This window comes from Cellulomonas hominis (assembly GCF_014201095.1).
GTDB classification, from domain to species: domain Bacteria; phylum Actinomycetota; class Actinomycetes; order Actinomycetales; family Cellulomonadaceae; genus Cellulomonas; species Cellulomonas hominis.
Genome location: NZ_JACHDN010000001.1, coordinates 1,093,620 through 1,112,132, shown reverse-complemented (window position 1 = coordinate 1,112,132; position 18,513 = coordinate 1,093,620). Strand labels below are relative to the sequence as shown.

The 18,513-nt window shown below is 74.9% G+C and carries 19 protein-coding genes; 14 read left to right on the top strand and 5 right to left on the bottom strand.

What is annotated here, in order from left to right; all coding sequences use genetic code 11:
* Positions 1-15 precede the first annotated feature (15 nt).
* On the top strand, positions 16-1,317 hold the full coding sequence (gene mshA, locus HNR08_RS05155; RefSeq protein WP_146835943.1) for a D-inositol-3-phosphate glycosyltransferase: 1,302 nt from the start codon (positions 16-18) through the stop codon (positions 1,315-1,317).
* Between the two features lie 116 nt (positions 1,318-1,433).
* On the opposite strand, the gene HNR08_RS05150 is transcribed toward mshA, so the two are convergent.
* The gene (locus tag HNR08_RS05150) at positions 1,434-1,970 is read right to left on the bottom strand and encodes a nitroreductase family deazaflavin-dependent oxidoreductase (RefSeq protein WP_307724252.1); all 537 of its coding nucleotides are present in this window, start codon (positions 1,968-1,970) and stop codon (positions 1,434-1,436) included.
* On the opposite strand from HNR08_RS05150, the gene HNR08_RS05145 reads away from it, so the two are divergent.
* A complete protein-coding gene (locus HNR08_RS05145; protein WP_146835946.1) occupies positions 1,969-2,709 on the top strand; it encodes a phosphoglyceromutase in 741 nt (246 codons plus the stop codon). The genes HNR08_RS05150 and HNR08_RS05145 overlap by 2 nt on opposite strands.
* A gap of 95 nt (positions 2,710-2,804) precedes the next feature.
* Here the strand turns inward: HNR08_RS05145 and phoU are convergent, their stop codons facing one another.
* Positions 2,805-3,467 carry a phosphate signaling complex protein PhoU gene (phoU, locus tag HNR08_RS05140; protein WP_146835949.1) on the bottom strand — a complete coding sequence of 221 codons (663 nt, stop codon included), beginning with the start codon at positions 3,465-3,467 and terminating at the stop codon, positions 2,805-2,807.
* Between the two features lie 192 nt (positions 3,468-3,659).
* Between phoU and HNR08_RS05135 the strand changes: the two genes are divergently transcribed.
* From HNR08_RS05135 to pstB, 6 genes are all read left to right on the top strand, one after another.
* Entirely contained in the window at positions 3,660-4,865 is a 1,206-nt protein-coding gene (locus HNR08_RS05135) for a sensor histidine kinase (protein ID WP_146835952.1), read from the top strand.
* Positions 4,866-4,869: 4 nt separating this feature from the next.
* Entirely contained in the window at positions 4,870-5,607 is a 738-nt protein-coding gene (locus HNR08_RS05130; protein ID WP_146835955.1) for a response regulator transcription factor, read from the top strand.
* A gap of 124 nt (positions 5,608-5,731) precedes the next feature.
* The gene (pstS, locus tag HNR08_RS05125) at positions 5,732-6,847 is read left to right on the top strand and encodes a phosphate ABC transporter substrate-binding protein PstS (protein WP_146835958.1); all 1,116 of its coding nucleotides are present in this window, start codon (positions 5,732-5,734) and stop codon (positions 6,845-6,847) included.
* A 129-nt stretch (positions 6,848-6,976) separates the two neighbouring features.
* A complete protein-coding gene (gene pstC, locus HNR08_RS05120; protein ID WP_146835961.1) occupies positions 6,977-8,002 on the top strand; it encodes a phosphate ABC transporter permease subunit PstC in 1,026 nt (341 codons plus the stop codon).
* A gap of 1 nt (position 8,003) precedes the next feature.
* Positions 8,004-8,960, top strand: coding sequence for a phosphate ABC transporter permease PstA (gene pstA, locus HNR08_RS05115; protein ID WP_146835964.1), 957 nt, complete (start codon positions 8,004-8,006; stop codon positions 8,958-8,960).
* A 49-nt stretch (positions 8,961-9,009) separates the two neighbouring features.
* A complete protein-coding gene (gene pstB, locus HNR08_RS05110) occupies positions 9,010-9,789 on the top strand; it encodes a phosphate ABC transporter ATP-binding protein PstB (RefSeq protein ID WP_146835967.1) in 780 nt (259 codons plus the stop codon).
* A 116-nt stretch (positions 9,790-9,905) separates the two neighbouring features.
* Here the strand turns inward: pstB and HNR08_RS05105 are convergent, their stop codons facing one another.
* On the bottom strand, positions 9,906-10,382 hold the full coding sequence (locus HNR08_RS05105) for a hypothetical protein (protein ID WP_146835970.1): 477 nt from the start codon (positions 10,380-10,382) through the stop codon (positions 9,906-9,908).
* A 356-nt stretch (positions 10,383-10,738) separates the two neighbouring features.
* Here HNR08_RS05105 and HNR08_RS05100 point away from each other — a divergent pair, with 356 nt between their 5' ends.
* From HNR08_RS05100 to ispF, 3 genes are read left to right on the top strand one after another with little or no spacing between them, the layout of a single operon-like run.
* Positions 10,739-11,221, top strand: a complete 483-nt coding sequence (locus HNR08_RS05100) for a CarD family transcriptional regulator (RefSeq protein ID WP_146835973.1) — start codon at positions 10,739-10,741, stop codon at positions 11,219-11,221.
* A 21-nt stretch (positions 11,222-11,242) separates the two neighbouring features.
* Positions 11,243-11,980, top strand: a complete 738-nt coding sequence (gene ispD, locus HNR08_RS05095; protein WP_146835976.1) for a 2-C-methyl-D-erythritol 4-phosphate cytidylyltransferase — start codon at positions 11,243-11,245, stop codon at positions 11,978-11,980.
* 5 nt (positions 11,981-11,985) lie between these two features.
* On the top strand, positions 11,986-12,480 hold the full coding sequence (gene ispF, locus HNR08_RS05090; RefSeq protein WP_146836031.1) for a 2-C-methyl-D-erythritol 2,4-cyclodiphosphate synthase: 495 nt from the start codon (positions 11,986-11,988) through the stop codon (positions 12,478-12,480).
* A 277-nt stretch (positions 12,481-12,757) separates the two neighbouring features.
* On the opposite strand, the gene HNR08_RS05085 is transcribed toward ispF, so the two are convergent.
* On the bottom strand, positions 12,758-13,738 hold the full coding sequence (locus tag HNR08_RS05085) for an EamA family transporter (RefSeq protein ID WP_146835979.1): 981 nt from the start codon (positions 13,736-13,738) through the stop codon (positions 12,758-12,760).
* Between the two features lie 72 nt (positions 13,739-13,810).
* Here HNR08_RS05085 and HNR08_RS05080 point away from each other — a divergent pair, with 72 nt between their 5' ends.
* Genes HNR08_RS05080 through rlmB form a run of 3 tightly spaced genes read left to right on the top strand, consistent with a single transcriptional unit; the run spans position 13,811 to position 17,171 of the window.
* The gene (locus HNR08_RS05080; protein ID WP_146835981.1) at positions 13,811-14,725 is read left to right on the top strand and encodes a LysR family transcriptional regulator; all 915 of its coding nucleotides are present in this window, start codon (positions 13,811-13,813) and stop codon (positions 14,723-14,725) included.
* An 11-nt stretch (positions 14,726-14,736) separates the two neighbouring features.
* On the top strand, positions 14,737-16,176 hold the full coding sequence (gene cysS / locus HNR08_RS05075) for a cysteine--tRNA ligase (protein WP_146835984.1): 1,440 nt from the start codon (positions 14,737-14,739) through the stop codon (positions 16,174-16,176).
* On the top strand, positions 16,176-17,171 hold the full coding sequence (gene rlmB / locus HNR08_RS05070) for a 23S rRNA (guanosine(2251)-2'-O)-methyltransferase RlmB (protein ID WP_146835987.1): 996 nt from the start codon (positions 16,176-16,178) through the stop codon (positions 17,169-17,171). The genes cysS and rlmB overlap by 1 nt, the downstream gene beginning before the upstream one ends.
* Positions 17,172-17,222: 51 nt before the next feature.
* Here the strand turns inward: rlmB and HNR08_RS05065 are convergent, their stop codons facing one another.
* Entirely contained in the window at positions 17,223-18,494 is a 1,272-nt protein-coding gene (locus HNR08_RS05065) for a DUF4032 domain-containing protein (protein ID WP_146835990.1), read from the bottom strand.
* Positions 18,495-18,513 lie beyond the last annotated feature (19 nt).

Genomic DNA, 18,513 nt, shown 5'->3' with positions numbered 1-18,513 from the left:
CCGCGATGGCGGACAATGGGAGGAGCCCGTAGCCCGTCGTCCGCAGGAGTCCCCGTGCCGCAGCAGCGCATCGCCATGCTGTCGGTGCACACCTCCCCGCTGGACCAGCCGGGCACCGGGGACGCCGGCGGCATGAACGTCTACATCGCCGAGCTGTCCCGCGCGCTGTCCCGCCGCGGCGCGGCCGTCGAGATCTTCACGCGCGCGACGTCGTCCGCCCTGCCCGAGACGGTGCCGCTCGACGCCGGCGACGACCGGGTCCTCGTGCACCACGTCCCCGCCGGCCCGTACGGCGGCCTGGACAAGAACGACCTGCCCGGCCAGCTCTGCGCGATGACCGCCGGCGTGCTGCGGCTCGGTGCCGCCCGGCCGGCCGGCTGGTTCGACGTCGTGCACGCGCACTACTGGCTGTCCGGCCACGTCGGCTGGCTCGCCGCCGAGCGCTGGGACGTGCCGCTGGTGCACACCATGCACACGATGGCCCGCGTGAAGAACGCCGCGCTCGCGCCCGGCGACACCCCGGAGCCGGCGACCCGGGTCATCGGCGAGGAGCAGGTGGTCGCCGCGGCCGACGCGCTCGTCGCGAGCACCGCGGAGGAGGCGCACGACCTGGTCGGGATGTACGACGCCGACCCCGAGCGGGTGCACGTCGTGGCTCCCGGGGTCGACCTGCGGACGTTCCGGCCGCGGGACGACCGGGACGCGCTGCGCCGGGCGCTCGGCCTGCCGGTGGACCGCGACGTCGTGCTGTTCGCCGGCCGGGTGCAGCCGCTCAAGGCGCCGGACGTCCTGGTGCGGGCGCTCGGGGTGCTGCGTGCCACCGGGCGGCCGCTGCCGCTGCTCGTCGTGCTCGGCGGGCCCAGCGGGCGGGCGTCCGCGCTGCAGGAGCTCCGGGCGCTCGCGGTGACCGAGGGCGTCGCGGACCACGTGCTGTTCCGCCCGCCGGTGACCCGCCCGGAGCTCGCGCGGTGGTTCGCCGCCGCGGACCTCGTCGCCATGCCGTCGCGGTCGGAGTCGTTCGGGCTGGTCGCGGTCGAGGCGCAGGCGGCGGGGACGCCCGTGGTCGCCTCGGCGGTCGGCGGGCTGCGGTCCGTCGTGCACGACGGGGTGTCCGGGCGGCAGGTCCGCGGGCACGACCCCGCCGTGTGGGCGGACGTGCTGGCGGCGTCGCTGGCGGACCCGGCGGCGCGCGGGGCGTGGCGCACCGGCGCCCGGCGGGTCGCGGAGCGCTACGGCTGGGACGCGACGGCCGAGCAGGTGCTCAAGGTGTACGCGATGGCCCAGGAGCGCCGCACCCGCGCGCGCCTCGCGGGCTGACGCCTCGCGCGCGCGGGTCTACCCGGCCGCGTCGCGCGGCCGATGCGCGCTCGCCGCGCGCTCGCGACCGGTCTGGCGACCGGGCCAGCCCGGTCGCCCCGGGGGCCGGGGGAGGGTCAGGCCCCCGGGGCGACCGGCTCCAGGACCAGGACCGGGATCACCCGGTCGGTCCTCGTCTGGTAGTCCGCGTAGTCCGGGTACGCCGCGACGGCCCGCTCCCACCACAGGTCGCGCTCGGCGCCGGTGACCTCGCGGGCCACGTACTCGCCCTTGACGGGGCCGTCCTGCAGCTCGAGGCGCGGGTGCGCGAGCAGGTTGCGGTACCAGACGGGGTGCTGCGGCGCCCCGCCGAGGGACGCGACCGCGGCGTAGGCGCCGTCGTGCTCCACGCGCATCAGCGGGATCTTGCGGACCTTGCCCGACGACGCGCCCAGCATGGTCAGCACGACGACGGGCATGCCGCGCATGGTGGTGCCGCGGGTCCCGCCGGAGCTCTCGTAGAGCTCCACCTGCTCGCGGGTCCTGCTGTCGGGGCTCGGGACGTACTCTCCGGTGATCGGCATGTCCGCGACAACGCCGCCGGAGGCCACGCTGTTCCGGGGGTCGAACGTCCCCCGACGCTCCGCGCGCGCGTGCGGCAGGATGGGACCCATGACCTACACCCTCGTTCTGCTCCGCCACGGCGAGAGCGAATGGAACGCCAAGAACCTGTTCACCGGCTGGGTCGACGTCGCGCTGTCCGAGAAGGGCGTCGCGGAGGCCAAGCGCGGCGGCACCCTGCTGACCGACGCGGGCGTGCTCCCGGACGTCGTGCACACCTCGCTGCTGCGCCGCGCGATCACCACCGCGAACTACGCGCTCGACGCCGCCGACCGCCTCTGGATCCCGGTCAAGCGGTCGTGGCGCCTGAACGAGCGGCACTACGGCGCGCTCCAGGGCAAGGACAAGAAGCAGACGCTGCAGGAGTACGGCGAGGAGCAGTTCATGCTGTGGCGCCGCTCCTACGACGTGCCGCCGCCGGACATCGAGCTCGGCTCGGAGTTCTCGCAGGACAGCGACGCCCGGTACGCCGGCGAGCCGATCCCGCGCGCCGAGGCCCTCAAGCAGGTGCTCGACCGCGCGCTGCCGTACTGGCAGTCGGACATCGTCCCGGACCTGCAGGCCGGCAAGACCACCCTGGTGGCCGCGCACGGCAACTCGATCCGCGCGATCGTCAAGTACCTCGACGACGTGGACGACGCGACGATCGCCGGGATCAACATCCCGACGGGCATCCCGCTGGTGTACCACCTGGACGAGGAGACCCTGAAGCCCACGAACCCGGGCGGCACGTACCTCGACCCCGCCGCGGCCGCCGAGGCCATCGCCGCGGTCGCCAACCAGGGTCGCTGACCCCGGGGCACCCGCAGCACGCGCGAAGGGGCCCGGTCCGCCGATGCGGACCGGGCCCCTTCGTCCGTCCCCGGCTGCCGCCGGGCGCGGACGGGTCAGCGCGTGGCGGTCGGGTCGCCCGCGAACTCGCCCGTCACCAGGTACACGATGCGGCGCGCGATCGAGACCGCGTGGTCCCCGAACCGCTCGTAGTACCGCCCGACGAGCGTGACGTCGATGGTCTGCTGCGCGGTGCCGTTCCAGCTCGGGCCGAGCAGGGACCGGAAGGTCTCCTCGTGCAGCGAGTCGAGCAGGTCGTCGTCCCGCTCGATGCCCTCGGCCTCGGCGAGGTCGTGGGTGGTGAGCACCTGGGTGGTGCGCTGCGCGACCCGGCGGGCGGCGTCGTTCATCTCGGTGAAGACCCCGACCAGCGCGGGGTCGATGGCGGCCCGGGGGTACCGGGCGCGCGCGACCTGGGCGACGTGCCGGGCGAGGTCGCCCATCCGCTCCAGGGTGGCGCTCATCCGCAGCGCGGACACCACGACCCGCAGGTCGGTGGCGACCGGCTGCTGCTGGGCGAGCAGCAGCACGCACCGCTCGTCGAGGTCGCGCTCGAGCGCGTCGATCGCGAGGTCGTCGGCGATCACGGACTCCGCGAGGGCCAGGTCCTGCGTGAGCAGGGCCTCCCCGGCGGCCGCGATCGCGTGCTCGACCCGCCGGCTCATCGCGACCAGGTCGTCCCCCAGCTGCTTGAGCTCGGCGTCGAAGATCTCCCGCATGGCTTCCTCTCGTTCGCGCGTGGGCGCGCGTCGGTACACATCGATCCGGCCGCCACGGTCCCACGGCCAGGTGAACGGTCCGGTGAACGCGGGGCCGCCGCCGGATGAACGGGGGTGAACAGTTGGCGCCGTCGCGGGCCCGGACGCGGCGCCCGGCCCGCCGCACCCTCCCGGCGACCGTACGCTGACCGCGTGGAAGGACTGAACGGTCTGGTCGTGCTGCTCGCCGGCGCGCTGGGTCTGCTCACGGGGATCGGCGCGACGCTGGCGTTCCGGTGGAGCGAGCGCGCGCAGCACACCGTGCCCGAGCAGCCGCCGCGCGAGCTGGACGACGGCCTGGTCCGGGTGCTGGCCGTGCTGCGGTCGGCCGCGGTGGTGCTGGACGACGACGAGCGCGTGATCCGGGCGAGCCCGCCGGCGTACGCGCTGGGCGTGGTGCGCGACGGCGCGGTGGACCACGCGGCGATCCGGGACCTCATCGCGGACGTGCGGCGCACCGGCGTCATCCGGGACGAGGAGCTGGAGCTGCCCCGCGGGCCCCTCGGCCCGGGCACCGTCATGCTGCAGGTCCGCGTCGCGCAGGTGGGGCCGGGCCTGCTGCTCGTGCTCGCCGAGGACCGCACGCAGGCCCGCCGGCTCGAGGCGATCCGCCGCGACTTCGTGGTGAACGTGTCCCACGAGCTGAAGACCCCGGTCGGCGCCCTGTCGCTGCTGGCCGAGACCGTGCAGGACGCCGCGGACGACCCCGTCGCGGTGCGCCGGTTCGCGGGCCGGATGGTGAACGAGTCCCAGCGGCTGTCGGCCCTGGTGCACGAGATCCTCGAGCTCTCCCGGCTGCAGGTGGCCGGCGCGCTGAAGGACATCGTCGTCGTGGACGTCGACGCCGTGGTCGCCGAGTCGGTGGACCGCGCCCGGACCGGCGCCGCTGCGAAGGGCATGGAGTTCGACGTCGGCGGCGACTCCGGCGCGCAGGTCTTCGGCGACCACACCATGCTCGTGCAGGCGGTCCGGAACCTCCTGGACAACGCCGTGGCCTACTCGCCCCCGGGCACCCACGTGGGCGTGGGCGTGCGGACCCGGGAGGGCCTGGTCGAGATCGCCGTCGTGGACCAGGGCATCGGCATCTCCCCCGAGGAGCAGGACCGCGTCTTCGAGCGGTTCTACCGGGTGGACCCGGCGCGCAGCCGGGACACCGGCGGCACCGGCCTCGGGCTGTCGATCGTCAAGCACGTCGCCGCCGACCACGGCGGCGACGTCCAGATCTGGTCCCAGCCGGGGCGCGGCTCGACCTTCACCGTGCGGCTCCCGGTCGCGGCCGGCCCCGCGCCGGCCGACCCGACGCCCACCCCCCTCACCGTGCCCGGCGACCGGGCCGCAGCCGACCCCTCGGAGGACTGACCCCGTGACCCGCATCCTGCTCGTCGAGGACGAGGAGTCCTACCGCGACCCGCTGGCGTACCTGCTGGAGCGCGAGGGCTTCGCCGTGACCACGGCCGCCACCGGGCCCGACGCGCTGACCGCGTTCGAGGCGGAGGGCGCGGACCTCGTGCTGCTCGACCTCATGCTGCCCGGGCTGTCCGGCACCGAGGTGTGCCGCCGGATCCGGCAGGTCAGCGACGTCCCGGTCATCATGCTGACCGCGAAGGACGGGGAGATCGACAAGGTGGTCGGGCTGGAGCTCGGCGCCGACGACTACGTCACCAAGCCGTACTCGTCCCGTGAGCTGCTCGCCCGCGTGCGGGCCGTGCTGCGCCGCCGGTCGGCCCCGGCCGCCCCGGCCGTCGCGCCCGCCGACGACGAGGAGGACGACGCCGTGCTCGTGGCCGGCCCGGTCCGGATGGACGTCGAGCGGCACACCGTCCAGGTGAACGACCAGCCGGTCGCGTTCCCGCTCAAGGAGTTCGAGCTCCTCGAGCTGCTGCTGCGGAACGCCGGCCGGGTGCTCACCCGCGGCCAGCTCATCGACCGGGTGTGGGGCACGGACTACGTGGGGGACACCAAGACCCTGGACGTGCACGTCAAGCGGGTGCGCGCCAAGATCGAGCCCGACCCGTCCAACCCCACCCTGCTCGTCACGGTCCGCGGCCTGGGCTACAAGCTCCTGGACGACGAGGACGCGGAGCCCCGCGGCGCGCGGTGAGGATTGGCCCGTCGTTCACCTGGGGTTCACCCGGTGACGGAGGGCTGGTCACCTCCGCTCCTTAGCGTCGGCGGCAGGTCGCGCACAGACGGGTGCGCGCCGCGTCACGACAGGACGGAACACTGTGAAGCTCAACCGCGGTCGTACGGGTGCCCTCGCCCTTGCCGGCGTCGTCGCCCTCTCCCTCACGGCATGTGGTTCCGACAACCCGACCGGTTCCGCCGAGACCACCGGCTCGGACGCCCCGGCGGAGAGCAGCCTCTCCGGCGAGCTGGTCGGCTCCGGCGCCTCCTCGCAGGAGTCGGCGATGGAGGCCTGGCGCGCCGGGTTCCAGAGCGCGAACCCCGACGTCACCGTCTCGTACGACCCGGTCGGGTCCGGCGGTGGCCGCACGGCGTTCCTGGACGGCTCCGTGACCTTCGCGGGCACCGACTCGGCGCTGACGGAGGAGGAGCTGGCCGACGCGCAGGAGCGCTGCTTCGGCGCCTCCGCGGTGGACCTGCCGGTCTACGTCTCCCCGATCGCCGTCGTGTTCAACCTCGAGGGCGTCGACAGCCTGAACATGTCGGCCGCGACCATCGCGAACGTGTTCAACGGCACGATCACGACGTGGAACGACCCGGCGATCGTCGCGGAGAACCCGGACGTCGAGCTGCCGGCCACCGCGATCACGCCGGTGCACCGCTCCGACGAGTCGGGCACCACCAAGAACTTCACCGACTACCTGGCCAAGGCCTCGGGCGGCGCCTGGGCCGAGGAGGCCTCCGGCGACTGGCCGCTCGAGGGCGGCGAGTCCGGCGCGCAGACCTCCGGCCTGATCCAGGCCGTCCAGGGCGGCGACGGCACCATCGGCTACGCGGACTTCTCGAAGGCCGGCGACCTCGGCGTCGTGTCGATCCAGGTCGGCGACGAGTGGGCCGCCCCGTCGGAGGAGGGTGCCGCGACGGCGCTCGACGTCTCTCCGCGCGACGACACGCGCGCCGAGGGCGACATCGTCATCAAGCTGGACCGCGAGACCACCGAGGCCGGCGCCTACCCGCTGCTCCTCGTGTCCTACCTGGTCGCGTGCCAGGCCTACGACACGCAGGACGACGTCGACCTGGTCCAGGCCTTCCTGACCTACGTCGCCTCCGCCGAGGGCCAGGCGGCCTCCGAGACCGCAGCGGGCTCCGCGCCGATCTCCGACGCCCTGCGCACCGACGTCCAGGCCTCGATCGACGCGATCGAGCTGGCGTCCTGACGCCTCGCCGGGGGGACCGGCGGCCGTGACCCGGCCGCCGGTCCCCCCGGCCCCGCAGGCCGGTCCACCGCGGTGGGCCGGCCGTCGGCGCGAAGGCCCCGCTCTCCTCCCCCTCCCCCTGGAGACAGTGTGACCAGCACCCAGCCCCGCACCCCGGGGTCCGCCCGCACGGCCGCGGAACCGGCGGCCACCGCCGCCACCGCCGCCCGCCGCCTGAGGAACCGTCACGCGGACCGGGGCGGCAGCCGCACGTTCCGGTGGCTCGCCACCAGCGCCGGCGTCCTGATCCTCGTGATCCTGGCCGCGGTGACCGTGTTCCTCGTGATGCGGGCGATGCCGGCGCTCACCGCCGACGCCTCGGAGCTCGCCGACGCGGTGAGCTGGTTCCCGGACGACACCTCGCTGCTCGGCTTCATCGGACCGCTGATCTTCGGCACGCTGCTCGCCGCGGCGCTGTCGCTGCTGCTGGCCACGCCGATCGCCATCGGGATCGCCCTGTTCATCTCGCACTACGCGCCGCGCCGGCTCGCGAACGCCCTCGGCTACGTGGTCGACCTGCTCGCCGCCATCCCGTCGGTCGTCTACGGCCTGTGGGGCGGCCTGGTGCTGAGCCCGCTCGTGCAGCCGGTGTGGGAGTTCCTCGGGACCTACCTGGGCTGGATCCCGTTCTTCGACGGCACGGTGTCCCCGACCGGGCGCGTGATGATGACCGTCGGCGTGGTGCTGGCCGTCATGATCCTGCCGATCATCACCGCGATCTGCCGCGAGGTGTTCCTGCAGACCCCGCGCCTGCACGAGGAGGCCGCCCTGGCCCTCGGCGCGACGCAGTGGGAGATGGTCCGGATGGCCGTGCTGCCGTTCGCCCGGTCCGGCATCGTGTCCGCCGCGATGCTCGGCCTGGGCCGCGCGCTCGGCGAGACGATGGCCGTGCTGATGATCCTGTCGCCCGGGTTCCTGTACTCGATCCGGGTGCTCGAGGCCGGCCAGCAGCAGACCATCGCCGCGAACATCGCCGCGCAGTTCCCCGAGGCGAACCAGACCGGCGTCGCCACGCTGATCGCGACCGGCCTCGCGCTGTTCATCATCACCCTGGCCGTGAACATGGCCGCCCGCGCGATCGTCGCGCGGCGCAAGGACTTCTCGGGGGCGAACTGACATGACCACCACCCCCACCACGGCCCGGCCGGGTGAGCCCTCGCTCCGCGAGCTGCTGCAGGCCACCGACACCCGGCGGCGGCGCACCGACATCGCCATGCGGGTGCTGATCACCGCGGCGTTCGTGCTCGCGATGATCCCCCTGGTCTCGCTGACCTGGACCGTCGTGTCCCAGGGCATCGGGCGGCTGGACGGCTACTTCCTGCTCCACTCCATGCGCGGCGTGTTCGGCGGCATGGACGCCGGCGGCATCTACCACGCCATCATCGGCACGCTCGAGATCACGCTGTTCGCGGCGCTGATCTCGGTGCCGATCGGCCTGCTCGCCGCGATCTACCTGGTCGAGTACGGCGGCGGGCGACCGCTGGCGCGGCTCATCACGTTCCTGGTCGACGTCATGACGGGCATCCCGTCGATCGTCGCCGGCCTGTTCGCCTACGCGCTGTTCGCGCTGATCCTCGGCCCGGGCGCCAAGTTCGGGGCGATCGGCTCGGTCGCGCTGTCGGTGCTGATGATCCCGGTGGTCATCCGGTCCAGCGAGGAGATGCTCCGGCTGGTGCCGAACGAGCTCCGCGAGGCGTCGCTCGCACTCGGCGTCCCGCGCTGGCTGACGGTGATCAAGGTCGTGCTGCGGACCTCGGTCGCCGGCCTCACCACCGGCGTGATGCTGGCCATCGCCCGCGTCATCGGCGAGACCGCCCCGCTGCTGCTCACCGTCGGCGTCGTCGACTCGATCAACTTCAACCTGTTCGAGGGCCGCATGATGACCCTGCCGGTGTACGTCTACCGGCAGTACGCGCAGGGCCTCGTGCCGTGCGCCGAGGGCGACGCCGCGTGCATCCCGGACATCAACCTCCAGCGCGCCTGGGCCGCCGCCCTCACGCTGTTCCTCATCGTGATGCTGCTGAACCTCATCGGCCGCCTCGTCACGCGGTGGTTCGCGCCCAAGATCCGCTGAACCCCGCCCGACCTCCCGACCTCCCCCTCGCAGACCAAGGAGACGACCGATGGCTCAGCGCATCGACGTCAAGGACCTCAACATCTTCTACGGCTCGTTCCGCGCCGTCGCCGACGTGAACATGACCATCGAGCCCCGCTCGGTGACCGCCTTCATCGGACCGTCGGGCTGCGGGAAGTCGACCTTCCTGCGCACCCTCAACCGGATGCACGAGGTGATCCCCGGCGCCCGCGTCGAGGGCACCGTCGCCGTCGAGGGCGTCGACCTCTACGGCGACGACATCGACCCCGTGGCCGTCCGCCGCCAGGTCGGCATGGTGTTCCAGCGGCCGAACCCGTTCCCGACCATGTCGATCGCGGAGAACGTGCTCGCCGGCATCCGGCTGAACAACCGGAAGATCTCCAAGGGCGACGCCAACGACCTCGTCGAGCAGTCCCTGCGCGGCGCCAACCTCTGGAACGAGGTCAAGGACCGCCTCGACCGCCCGGGCTCCGGCCTGTCCGGCGGCCAGCAGCAGCGCCTGTGCATCGCCCGCGCCATCGCGGTGAAGCCCCAGGTGCTGCTCATGGACGAGCCGTGCTCCGCGCTCGACCCGATCTCGACCCTGGCCATCGAGGACCTGATCGCCGAGCTGAAGTCGCAGTACACGATCGTGATCGTCACGCACAACATGCAGCAGGCGGCCCGCGTCTCCGAGAAGACCGCGTTCTTCAACATCGCCGGCACGGGCCAGCCCGGCCGCCTGATCGAGATCGACGACACCGCCACGATGTTCTCGTCGCCGAAGGAGCAGGCGACCGAGGACTACATCTCCGGCCGCTTCGGCTGAGCCGCGGGGGCCCGGGGCGGCACGGCGGGACGGGAGGGCCCCGTCGCGCCGCCCCCGGGGCCGGTACGCGCGAGGGCCCCGTCCGGTTCCGGACGGGGCCCTCGTCGTGCGTGTGCTCAGGCCTCGGAGGGCACCAGGTCCGCGTACTCCGGCAGCGTGCCGTCGAGCACCGGGACCTGGAACGCGATCTCGCCGTCCCCCGCGGTGCGCAGCGTCAGGTCGGCGACGGCGCCCGGGGCGGCGGGGGTGGTCAGGACGAGCTCCTCGCCCTCGGTGCCGCCGAGCAGCAGGGTCTCGCCCGCGCCCAGGCGGAGCTGCTCGCTGTCCCCGCCGAGCACCAGGTCGACCGTGACCGGCTCGTCGCCGCGGTTGGTCAGCGCACCCTGCACGGCGCCCGGGCCGTCGGCCTCGGCGGCGATCACCAGCAGGTTCTCCGCCGTCACCGAGCCGAGGGTCGCGCGCACGCCGTCGGAGGCGGAGTACGGCTCCTCCGTGGTGATCGGGTTGGTCGCGGAGCAGCCGGACAGGACCGCCGCGAGGGCGACGACAGCGCCGACGGCGACGGGGCGGGCGGACGGACGGCTGCGGGCCACGGTGACTCCTCGGTGGGGCGGGCGCGCGACGGTGCGCGGACGGCGGGCGCACGCGGGGGCGTGCGAGAGCGAGCCTACGTGGGCGGGGGCGCGGCGCGCACGAGCCGGCCGCCGGTGCCGGGGGCGGGCGGGGGCGACGCCGCAGGTCAGCGGGGTGGCGCGGGTCGGCCGGCGGGGACGCAGAAGGCCTGGTCGGAGACTAGCCACCCGATGGCGCGTCGGCACCCTCACGCTCGGCGTGTCGCGTCGTTGACGCGGCCTGCAACGCTCTGACCTGCGCAAACGCCACCGATCTCCACGAAGTCCCCCCGATTCCGCGTGGTAGACTGGGGTTCCGCGAAAGGGGACACCTGCAGATGACTTTCACTGTTGGGGAGACGGTTGTCTACCCGCACCACGGTGCAGCGCTGATCGAGGAGATCAAGACCAGGACCATCCGCGGAGAGGACAAGATCTACCTCAAGCTGAAGGTCGCACAGGGTGACCTGACCATCGAGGTGCCGGCGGAGAACGTCGACCTCGTGGGCGTGCGGGACGTGGTGGGCCAGGAGGGCCTGGAGCGCGTGTTCGACGTGCTGCGCGCCCCCTACACCGAGGAGCCGACCAACTGGTCGCGCCGGTACAAGGCGAACCTCGAGAAGCTCGCGTCGGGCGACGTCATCAAGGTCGCCGAGGTCGTGCGCGACCTGTCCCGCCGGGACGCCGACCGCGGCCTGTCGGCCGGCGAGAAGCGCATGCTGGCGAAGGCCCGGCAGATCCTCGTCTCGGAGCTCGCGCTCGCCGAGCACACCGAGGAGGACAAGGCGGAGGCCATCCTCGACGAGGTGCTCGCGTCCTGACCGCGCGCTGACGACGCGCGCATGACCACCGCCGCGATCCTGACCGCCGCCGGCAGCGGCACGCGGCTCGGGCTGCCCGGGCCCAAGGCACTCGTGGAGCTCGCGGGGGTGCCGCTCGTGCTGCACGCCGCGCGGCGGCTCGCGGCGTCGGGCGTGGTCGCGTCGATCGTCGTGACCGTGCCGCCCGGCCGGGCCGGCGGGTTCCGCGCGCTGCTCGGCGGGCCCGTGCGGCCGGGGCTGGGCGTGCCCGTGACCGTCGTGGAGGGCTCCACCTCCCGGCAGGCGTCCGTCGCCGCCGGCCTCGCCGCGCTGCCCTCCGGCGTCGACGTGGTGCTCGTGCACGACGCCGCCCGCGCGCTGGCCTCGCCCGACCTCGTGCGGGCCGTCGAGTCCGCCGTCCGGTCCGGGCACCGCGCCGTCGTGCCCGGGCTGCCCGTGGCCGACACCATCAAGCAGGTCGGCGACCCCGTCGACGGTGCCGCCCCGGTCGTGGCCACCGTCCCGCGCGCCACCATGCGGGCCGTGCAGACGCCCCAGGGGTTCGACCGGGTCCTGCTGGACGCGGCGCACGCCGCCGGGGCGGACCGCGCCGCCGACGAGGCCACCGCCGCCACCGACGACGCCGCGCTGGTCGAGGCGCTCGGCGAGCGGGTCTGGGTCGTGCCCGGCGAGGAGGGGGCCATGAAGATCACCACCACCCGGGACCTCGCGGTCGCGGAGCTCCTCGCCCGGGCGGAGACGCCGGCGGTGCGGGCGTGAGCGCGGTGCCCGGTCCGCTGCCGCGCACCGGCACCGGCGTCGACGTGCACGCGTACGACCCCGACCCGGCACCGGGCGCCGTGCTGCACCTCGCCGGCCTCGCCTGGCCGGGGGAGCGCCCGCTGGCCGGGCACTCCGACGCCGACGTCGCCGCGCACGCCGCCGCCGACGCGCTGCTGTCCGCCGCCGGGGTGGGGGACCTGGGGTCGGTGTTCGGCACCTCCCGGCCCGAGTGGGCCGGCGCCGCGGGGACGGCCCTGCTGGCGGAGGCCGCGCGGCTCGTGCGCGAGGCGGGGTACGAGATCGGGAACGTCGCGGTCCAGGTGATCGGGAACCGCCCGCGGCTGGGCCCGCGCCGGGCGGAGGCCGAGGCGGCGCTGTCCGCGGCGGCCGGGGCGCCGGTGTCGGTCTCGGCCACCACGACGGACGGCCTGGGCCTGACGGGCCGCGGCGAGGGCGTCGCGGCGATCGCGACGGCCCTGGTCGCCCCGCGCGCCTGACCGCCGCCGCGTCCGCTGCGCGGCACGCCGCGCGCTCCCGCGCCGCGCGCTCCCGCGCCGCGCGCTCCCGCGCCGCGCGCTCCCGCGCCGAGACTGCAGCAGATGCTGCCCTGCACAGCCTGAACTCCGCACCTGCTGCAACTTCGGCGCGTCGACACGTCGAGACTGCAGGATCCGCGGGGCTGCGGGGTGCCCGCACAGTCGGATGCTGCAGTCTCGGCGGGACGCGCCCGTGGGACGCGGGACGTGGGACGCGGGGCGCCGCGGTGCGGGCGGGTCAGACGGGGTGCGGGGCGCGCGGGTGCAGGGGGTCGGCGTGCGGGCGGTCCAGCGGGGGTGCGACGGCGGGCCGCGTGCCCGCCCCGGCGACCCCCGGCCGCGCAGGGCGCGCCGGGCGGGTCGCCACCAGCACGCCCGTGACGATCACCGCCCCCAGCGCGAGCTCCGCCGCCGCGGGCCGCTCGCCGAGGAACGCCCAGGACGTCCCGATCCCGACGACCGGCACCAGCATCGAGAACGGCGCGACCACCCCGGACGGGTGCCGGGCGAGCAGCGCGGTCCAGATCCCCGAGCCCACGACCGTCGCGACCAGCACCGTGAACGCCAGGCCGCCGAGCGCCCAGGCGGCGGTCGGCGTCCCGAGCGTGGTGAGCGACCGGCCGATCGCGTCCGGCCCGTCGACGAGCAGCGACAGCGCGAGCATCGGCAGCGGCGGCACGACCGACATCCAGAGCAGGAACCGCAGCGGGCTGTCCGGGTGCGCCTGCCGGCTGGACACGTTGCCGAACGCCCAGCCCAGCGCGCCGCACAGCGTGAGGACCACCGGCAGCAGCCCGGCCGACGCCCCGCCGGCAGCCCGCAGCGCCGCGATCCCGCCGAGCCCGCACAGCGCGACGCCGACCCCGACCGCCTGCCGGGCCGTCACCCGCTCGCGCAGCCAGGCGGCCCCGAGCAGCACGGTGAACGGCGCGGAGGCCTGCAGCACCAGCGACGCGAGCCCGGTCGGCATGCCGGAGTCCATCGCCAGGTAGAGGAACGCGAACTGCAGCACCCCGAACCCGATGCCGTAGCCGATCAGCCAGCGCGCCGGGACGGCGGGCCGGGGCACGAGCAGCAGCGTCGGCACGGCCAGCAGCGCGAACCGGAGCGCCACCAGGAAGAACGGGGGGAACTGCTCGAGCGACAGGTGGATGGCCGGGAAGTTGAGCCCCCACAGCACGGCCACGGTGAGGGCGAGGAGGCGGTCGCGGGGCGGCATGCCCCGATGCTGCGCCCGCGGGACCGTCCAGCACCATCGAAAAGAACCGGACCAACCGTGTAGCGTCGCTTCATGGACACGCGGCACCTGGCGACGCTCCGCGCGGTGCGCGACCGCGGCGGGGTGACGGCGGCGGCCGCCGCGCTGCACCTCACGCCGTCCGCGGTGTCCCAGCAGCTGCGGGCGCTCGCCCGGGACGCGGGGGCCGAGGTGGTCGAGCGGGTCGGCCGCGGCATCCGGCTCACCGGGCCGGGGCACGCGCTCGCGGACGCCGCGCTGGACGTCGCGGTCGCGCTCGAGCGCGCGGAGGCGGCGGTCGAGGCCTTCCGGTCGGCGCCGCACGGCCTGGTGCGGGTGGCGTCGTTCCAGTCGGGGGCCGAGCTGCTGCTGCCCGGCCTGCTGACCCGGGTCGCCGGGATGGAGGGCGTGCGGGTGGAGCTCGGGGACGAGGACGTCGCGCAGGACCGGTTCGTCGCGCTCACCGCGGACTTCGACCTGGTGGTCGCGCACCGGCCGGACGGGGCGTACGACTGGCCCGCCGGGGTGGACGTGGTGCCGCTGCTGCGCGAGCCGCTCGACGTCGCCCTGCCGCCGGGGCACCCGCTGGCCGGCCGGTCCGCCGTCACCGCCGCCGACCTGGCCGACCAGCCCTGGATCTCCGTGCACGAGGGCTTCCCCGTCGCGGGCGTGCTGGACGCCGTCGCGGCTGCCGCGGGGGCGCCCCTGCGGATCGTGCAGCGGTTCAACGACTTCGGCGTCGTGGAGGCCCTGGTCGCCGCCGGGCACGGCGTCAGCCTGCTGCCCCGGCACACCGCGGGCCGCCGCGGCGCGGTCCTGGTGCCGCTCGCCGGGGTGCGCGCGGGACGCCGGATCGACGCCCTGGTGCGCCCGGACCGTGCCGAGCGGCGGGTGGTCGGCCGGGTGCTGGACGCCCTGCGCGCCGAGGCGGCCCGGTACGACGGCCCGGCAGGCGGCCGCCCCCGGTAGCCTTGCCCCTTGTGAGCCTGCGCCTGTTCGACACCGCCACCCGCGAGGTGCGCGACTTCGTCCCCGTGGTCCCGGGCCGGGTCGGCATCTACCTGTGCGGCGCGACCGTGCAGGCCCCGCCGCACATCGGCCACGTCCGGTCCTCGATCGCGTTCGACGTGCTCGTCCGCTGGCTGCGCCGCACGGGCCACGACGTGACGCTGGTCCGCAACGTCACGGACATCGACGACAAGATCCTCACGAAGTCGGCCGAGGCCGGCGTCGCGTGGTGGGCGTGGGCGATGCAGAACGAGCGCGCGTTCACCGCCGCGTACGACGCCCTCGGGGTGCTGCCGCCGACGTACGAGCCGCGCGCCACCGGGCACGTCCCCGCGATGGTGTCCCTCATGCAGCGGCTGGTCGACACCGGGCACGCGTACGTCGCGGCCGAGGGGGACGTGTACTTCGACGTCCGCTCGTACCCGGAGTACGGCTCGCTCACCAGCCAGCGGGTCGACGACATGGTGCCCGCGCCCGACGGCGCCGCCGGGGACAAGCGCGACGCCCACGACTTCGCGCTGTGGAAGGCGGCCAAGCCCGGCGAGCCGGAGACCGCCGCCTGGGACACCCCGTTCGGCCGCGGCCGGCCGGGCTGGCACCTGGAGTGCTCGGCGATGGCGCACCGGTACCTGGGCGACACGTTCGACATCCACGGCGGCGGCCTGGACCTGCGGTTCCCGCACCACGAGAACGAGCAGGCGCAGTCCCGCGCGGCCGGTTACGGCTTCGCGAACTACTGGCTGCACAACGGCTGGGTCACCCAGGGCGGCGCGAAGATGAGCAAGTCGCTCGGCAACGGGCTGCTCGTCGACGTGCTGCTCGAGACCACGCGCGCCGCGGTGGTGCGCTACGCGCTGACCGCCGTGCAGTACCGCTCGATGCTCGAGTGGACGCCCGACACGCTCGCCGAGTCCGAGGCCACCTGGGACCGGCTCGCGGGCTTCGTGGACCGGGCGACGGAGCGGGTCGGCACGGTCGACGCGGCCGAGCTCGCGGCGGCGGAGCTGCCCGAGGCGTTCGGGGCGGCGCTCGACGACGACCTCAACGTCCCGGCCGCGCTCGCCGTCGTGCACGAGCACCTGCGCGCCGGGAACACGGCGCTGGCGTCCGGGGACGACGCCGGCGTGCGCGCCGGCCTGGTGGCCGTGCGCGCCATGCTCGACGTGCTCGGCCTGGACCCGGCCGGCGCCCAGTGGGGCGCCGGCCGCACCGACGACCGGCACGCCGAGGCGCTCGACGCCCTGGTGCGCGCCGAGCTCGACGCCCGTGCCGCGGCCCGCGCCGCGAAGGACTGGGCCACCGCGGACGCGATCCGCGACCGCCTCGCGGCTGCCGGGGTGGCCGTCGAGGACAACGCCACCGGCGCGCGCTGGTCCCTGGCCGCGCGCCCGACCACCGAGGACGAGGACTGATGGCCGGCAACTCCCAGCGCCGCGGCGCGACCCGCAGGACGGGCAGCAAGAAGGGCGCCTCCGTCGGCTCGGGCGGCCAGCGCCGCCGGGGCCTGGAGGGCAAGGGCCCGACCCCGAAGGCCGAGGACCGCGAGTACCACGCGGCCCACAAGCGGAAGGCCGCCGCGGAGCGCCGGCAGGCCACCGGCCGGGCGTCGGGCAACCGGCCCGCCGGTCGCGGCGGGTCCGCCGCCGGTCGCGCGCGCGGTGCCGGGGCGACCGAGGTCGTGGCCGGGCGGAACTCCGTGGTGGAGGCGCTGCGCGCCGGCATCCCGGTGTCCGCGGTCTACATCGCCACCCGCCTCGAGGCGGACGACCGCACCCGCGAGATCCTGCGCACCGCCGCCGACGAGGGCTACCCCCTGCTCGAGGTCACCAAGCCCGAGCTCGACCGGCTGACCGACGGCGCCGTGCACCAGGGCGTCGCGCTCCAGGTGCCGCCGTACGACTACGGCGACGTCGAGGACCTGCTGGACGCGGCCGCGGCGAGCGACCGGGCCCCGCTGGTCGTCGCCCTGGACGGCGTCACCGACCCGCGCAACCTCGGCGCCGTGCTGCGGTCCGCCGGCGCGTTCGGCGCGCACGGCGTGCTGGTCCCGGAGCGCCGCTCCGCGGGCGTCACCGCGTCCGCCTGGAAGGTGTCCGCGGGCGCCGCCGCGCGGGTGCCGGTCGCCCGGGCCACCAACCTGGTGCGGGCCCTCGAGCGCCTGCACGAGGCCGGCTGCTTCGTCGTGGGCCTGGACGGCGGCGGCGACGTCGCGGTCGCGGACCTGCCGTACTCGACGGACCCGCTGGTGCTCGTCGTCGGGTCCGAGGGCAAGGGCCTGTCCCGCCTGGTGCGCGAGCACTGCGACGCGATCGCGTCGATCCCGATCGCGTCGGCGGTCGAGAGCCTCAACGCGGGCGTGGCCGCGGGCATCGCCCTGTACGAGGTCGCCCGGCAGCGCGCGCTCTGACCCCACGACGACGGCGCCGGACCCCCGCGGGCCCGGCGCCGTCGTCGTCGGTCAGTCCCGGACGACCGGGATGACGTCCGTGTCCTCGCGCAGGTCCGCCGCGGAGACGCCGAGGACGGACTCCTCGTCGGGGCGGTTCGGCAGGATCTCCGAGACGTAGGACTTCACGGCCTGCGCCATCGGCACGTCGCGGCCCTGCTGCTCGGACAGGAACCACCGGTGGTCCAGCAGCTCGTGGTAGATCTGCGCCGGCTCCAGCTTGGGCCGCAGGGCGCGCGGCACGGCCCGCACGGCGGGCTCGAAGACGTCGGTCAGCCAGTCGTGCGCCACGAACGTCTCGTCGTCGTTCTGCCGGTCCGTCGCCGCCCGGAACTGGTCGAGGTCGTTGAGCAGCCGGCGCGCCTGGTTCTCCTGCACGTCCAGCCCGGTCAGGCGCATGAGCCGGCGCGAGTGGTGCCCGGCGTCCACGACCTTCGGCTGGATGCGGACGCTGGTGCCGTCGAGGTCGGTCGTGATGTCGAGCTCGCCGACGTCGAAGCCCAGGTCGTTGAGCCGCTCGATGCGGGCCTGCACGCGCCACCGCTCGTCCAGCCCGAACCACTCCGAGCTGGTGAGGGCGGTCCACAGCTCCTCGTACCGCTCGGCCAGCATGTCGCCGATCGCGACCGCGTCGACCTCCTCCTCGAGGAACTCGCCGGCCTGCAGGTCCATCAGCTCGCCGATGATGTTGACCCGCGCGACCTCGAGGTCGTACCCGCGCTGCCCGTCGGTGAGCTTGTCGTGCAGGTCGCCGGTCTCGGCGTCCACCAGGTAGGCGGCGAACGTCTCGGCGTCCCGGCGGAACAGGGTGTTCGACAGCGACACGTCGCCCCAGTAGAACCCGGCCAGGTGCAGCCGGACCATCAGCACGGCGAGGGCGTCGATGAGGCGGGTCGCGGTGTCCGGGCGCAGCGACTGGCTGAACAGCGCGCGGTACGGCAGCGAGAACCGCAGGTGCTGGGTGATGAGCACGGCCTCGAGCGGCTCCCCGTCGGGGGCGGTGCGGCCGGTGATCACGCCGACGGGCTCGACGCTCGGCACGTCCAGGCGGCTGAGCTGGCGCAGCAGCTCGTACTCGCGGTACGCGACCGTCTCGCCGATCTCCTTGATCGCGATGACCCGGCCGGACAGCCGCGCGAACCGCACCGTGTGCCGGGAGATGCCGCGGGGGAGGGCGGCCAGCTGGTCCGCCGGCCAGTCGGCCAGCGGGACGTCCCAGGGCAGGTCGAGCAGGGCGGGGTCCGGCGCGGCCGCGGTGATCTGCAGGCGCGTACGAGGGGTCATGGGTCGATTCTCCCATCCG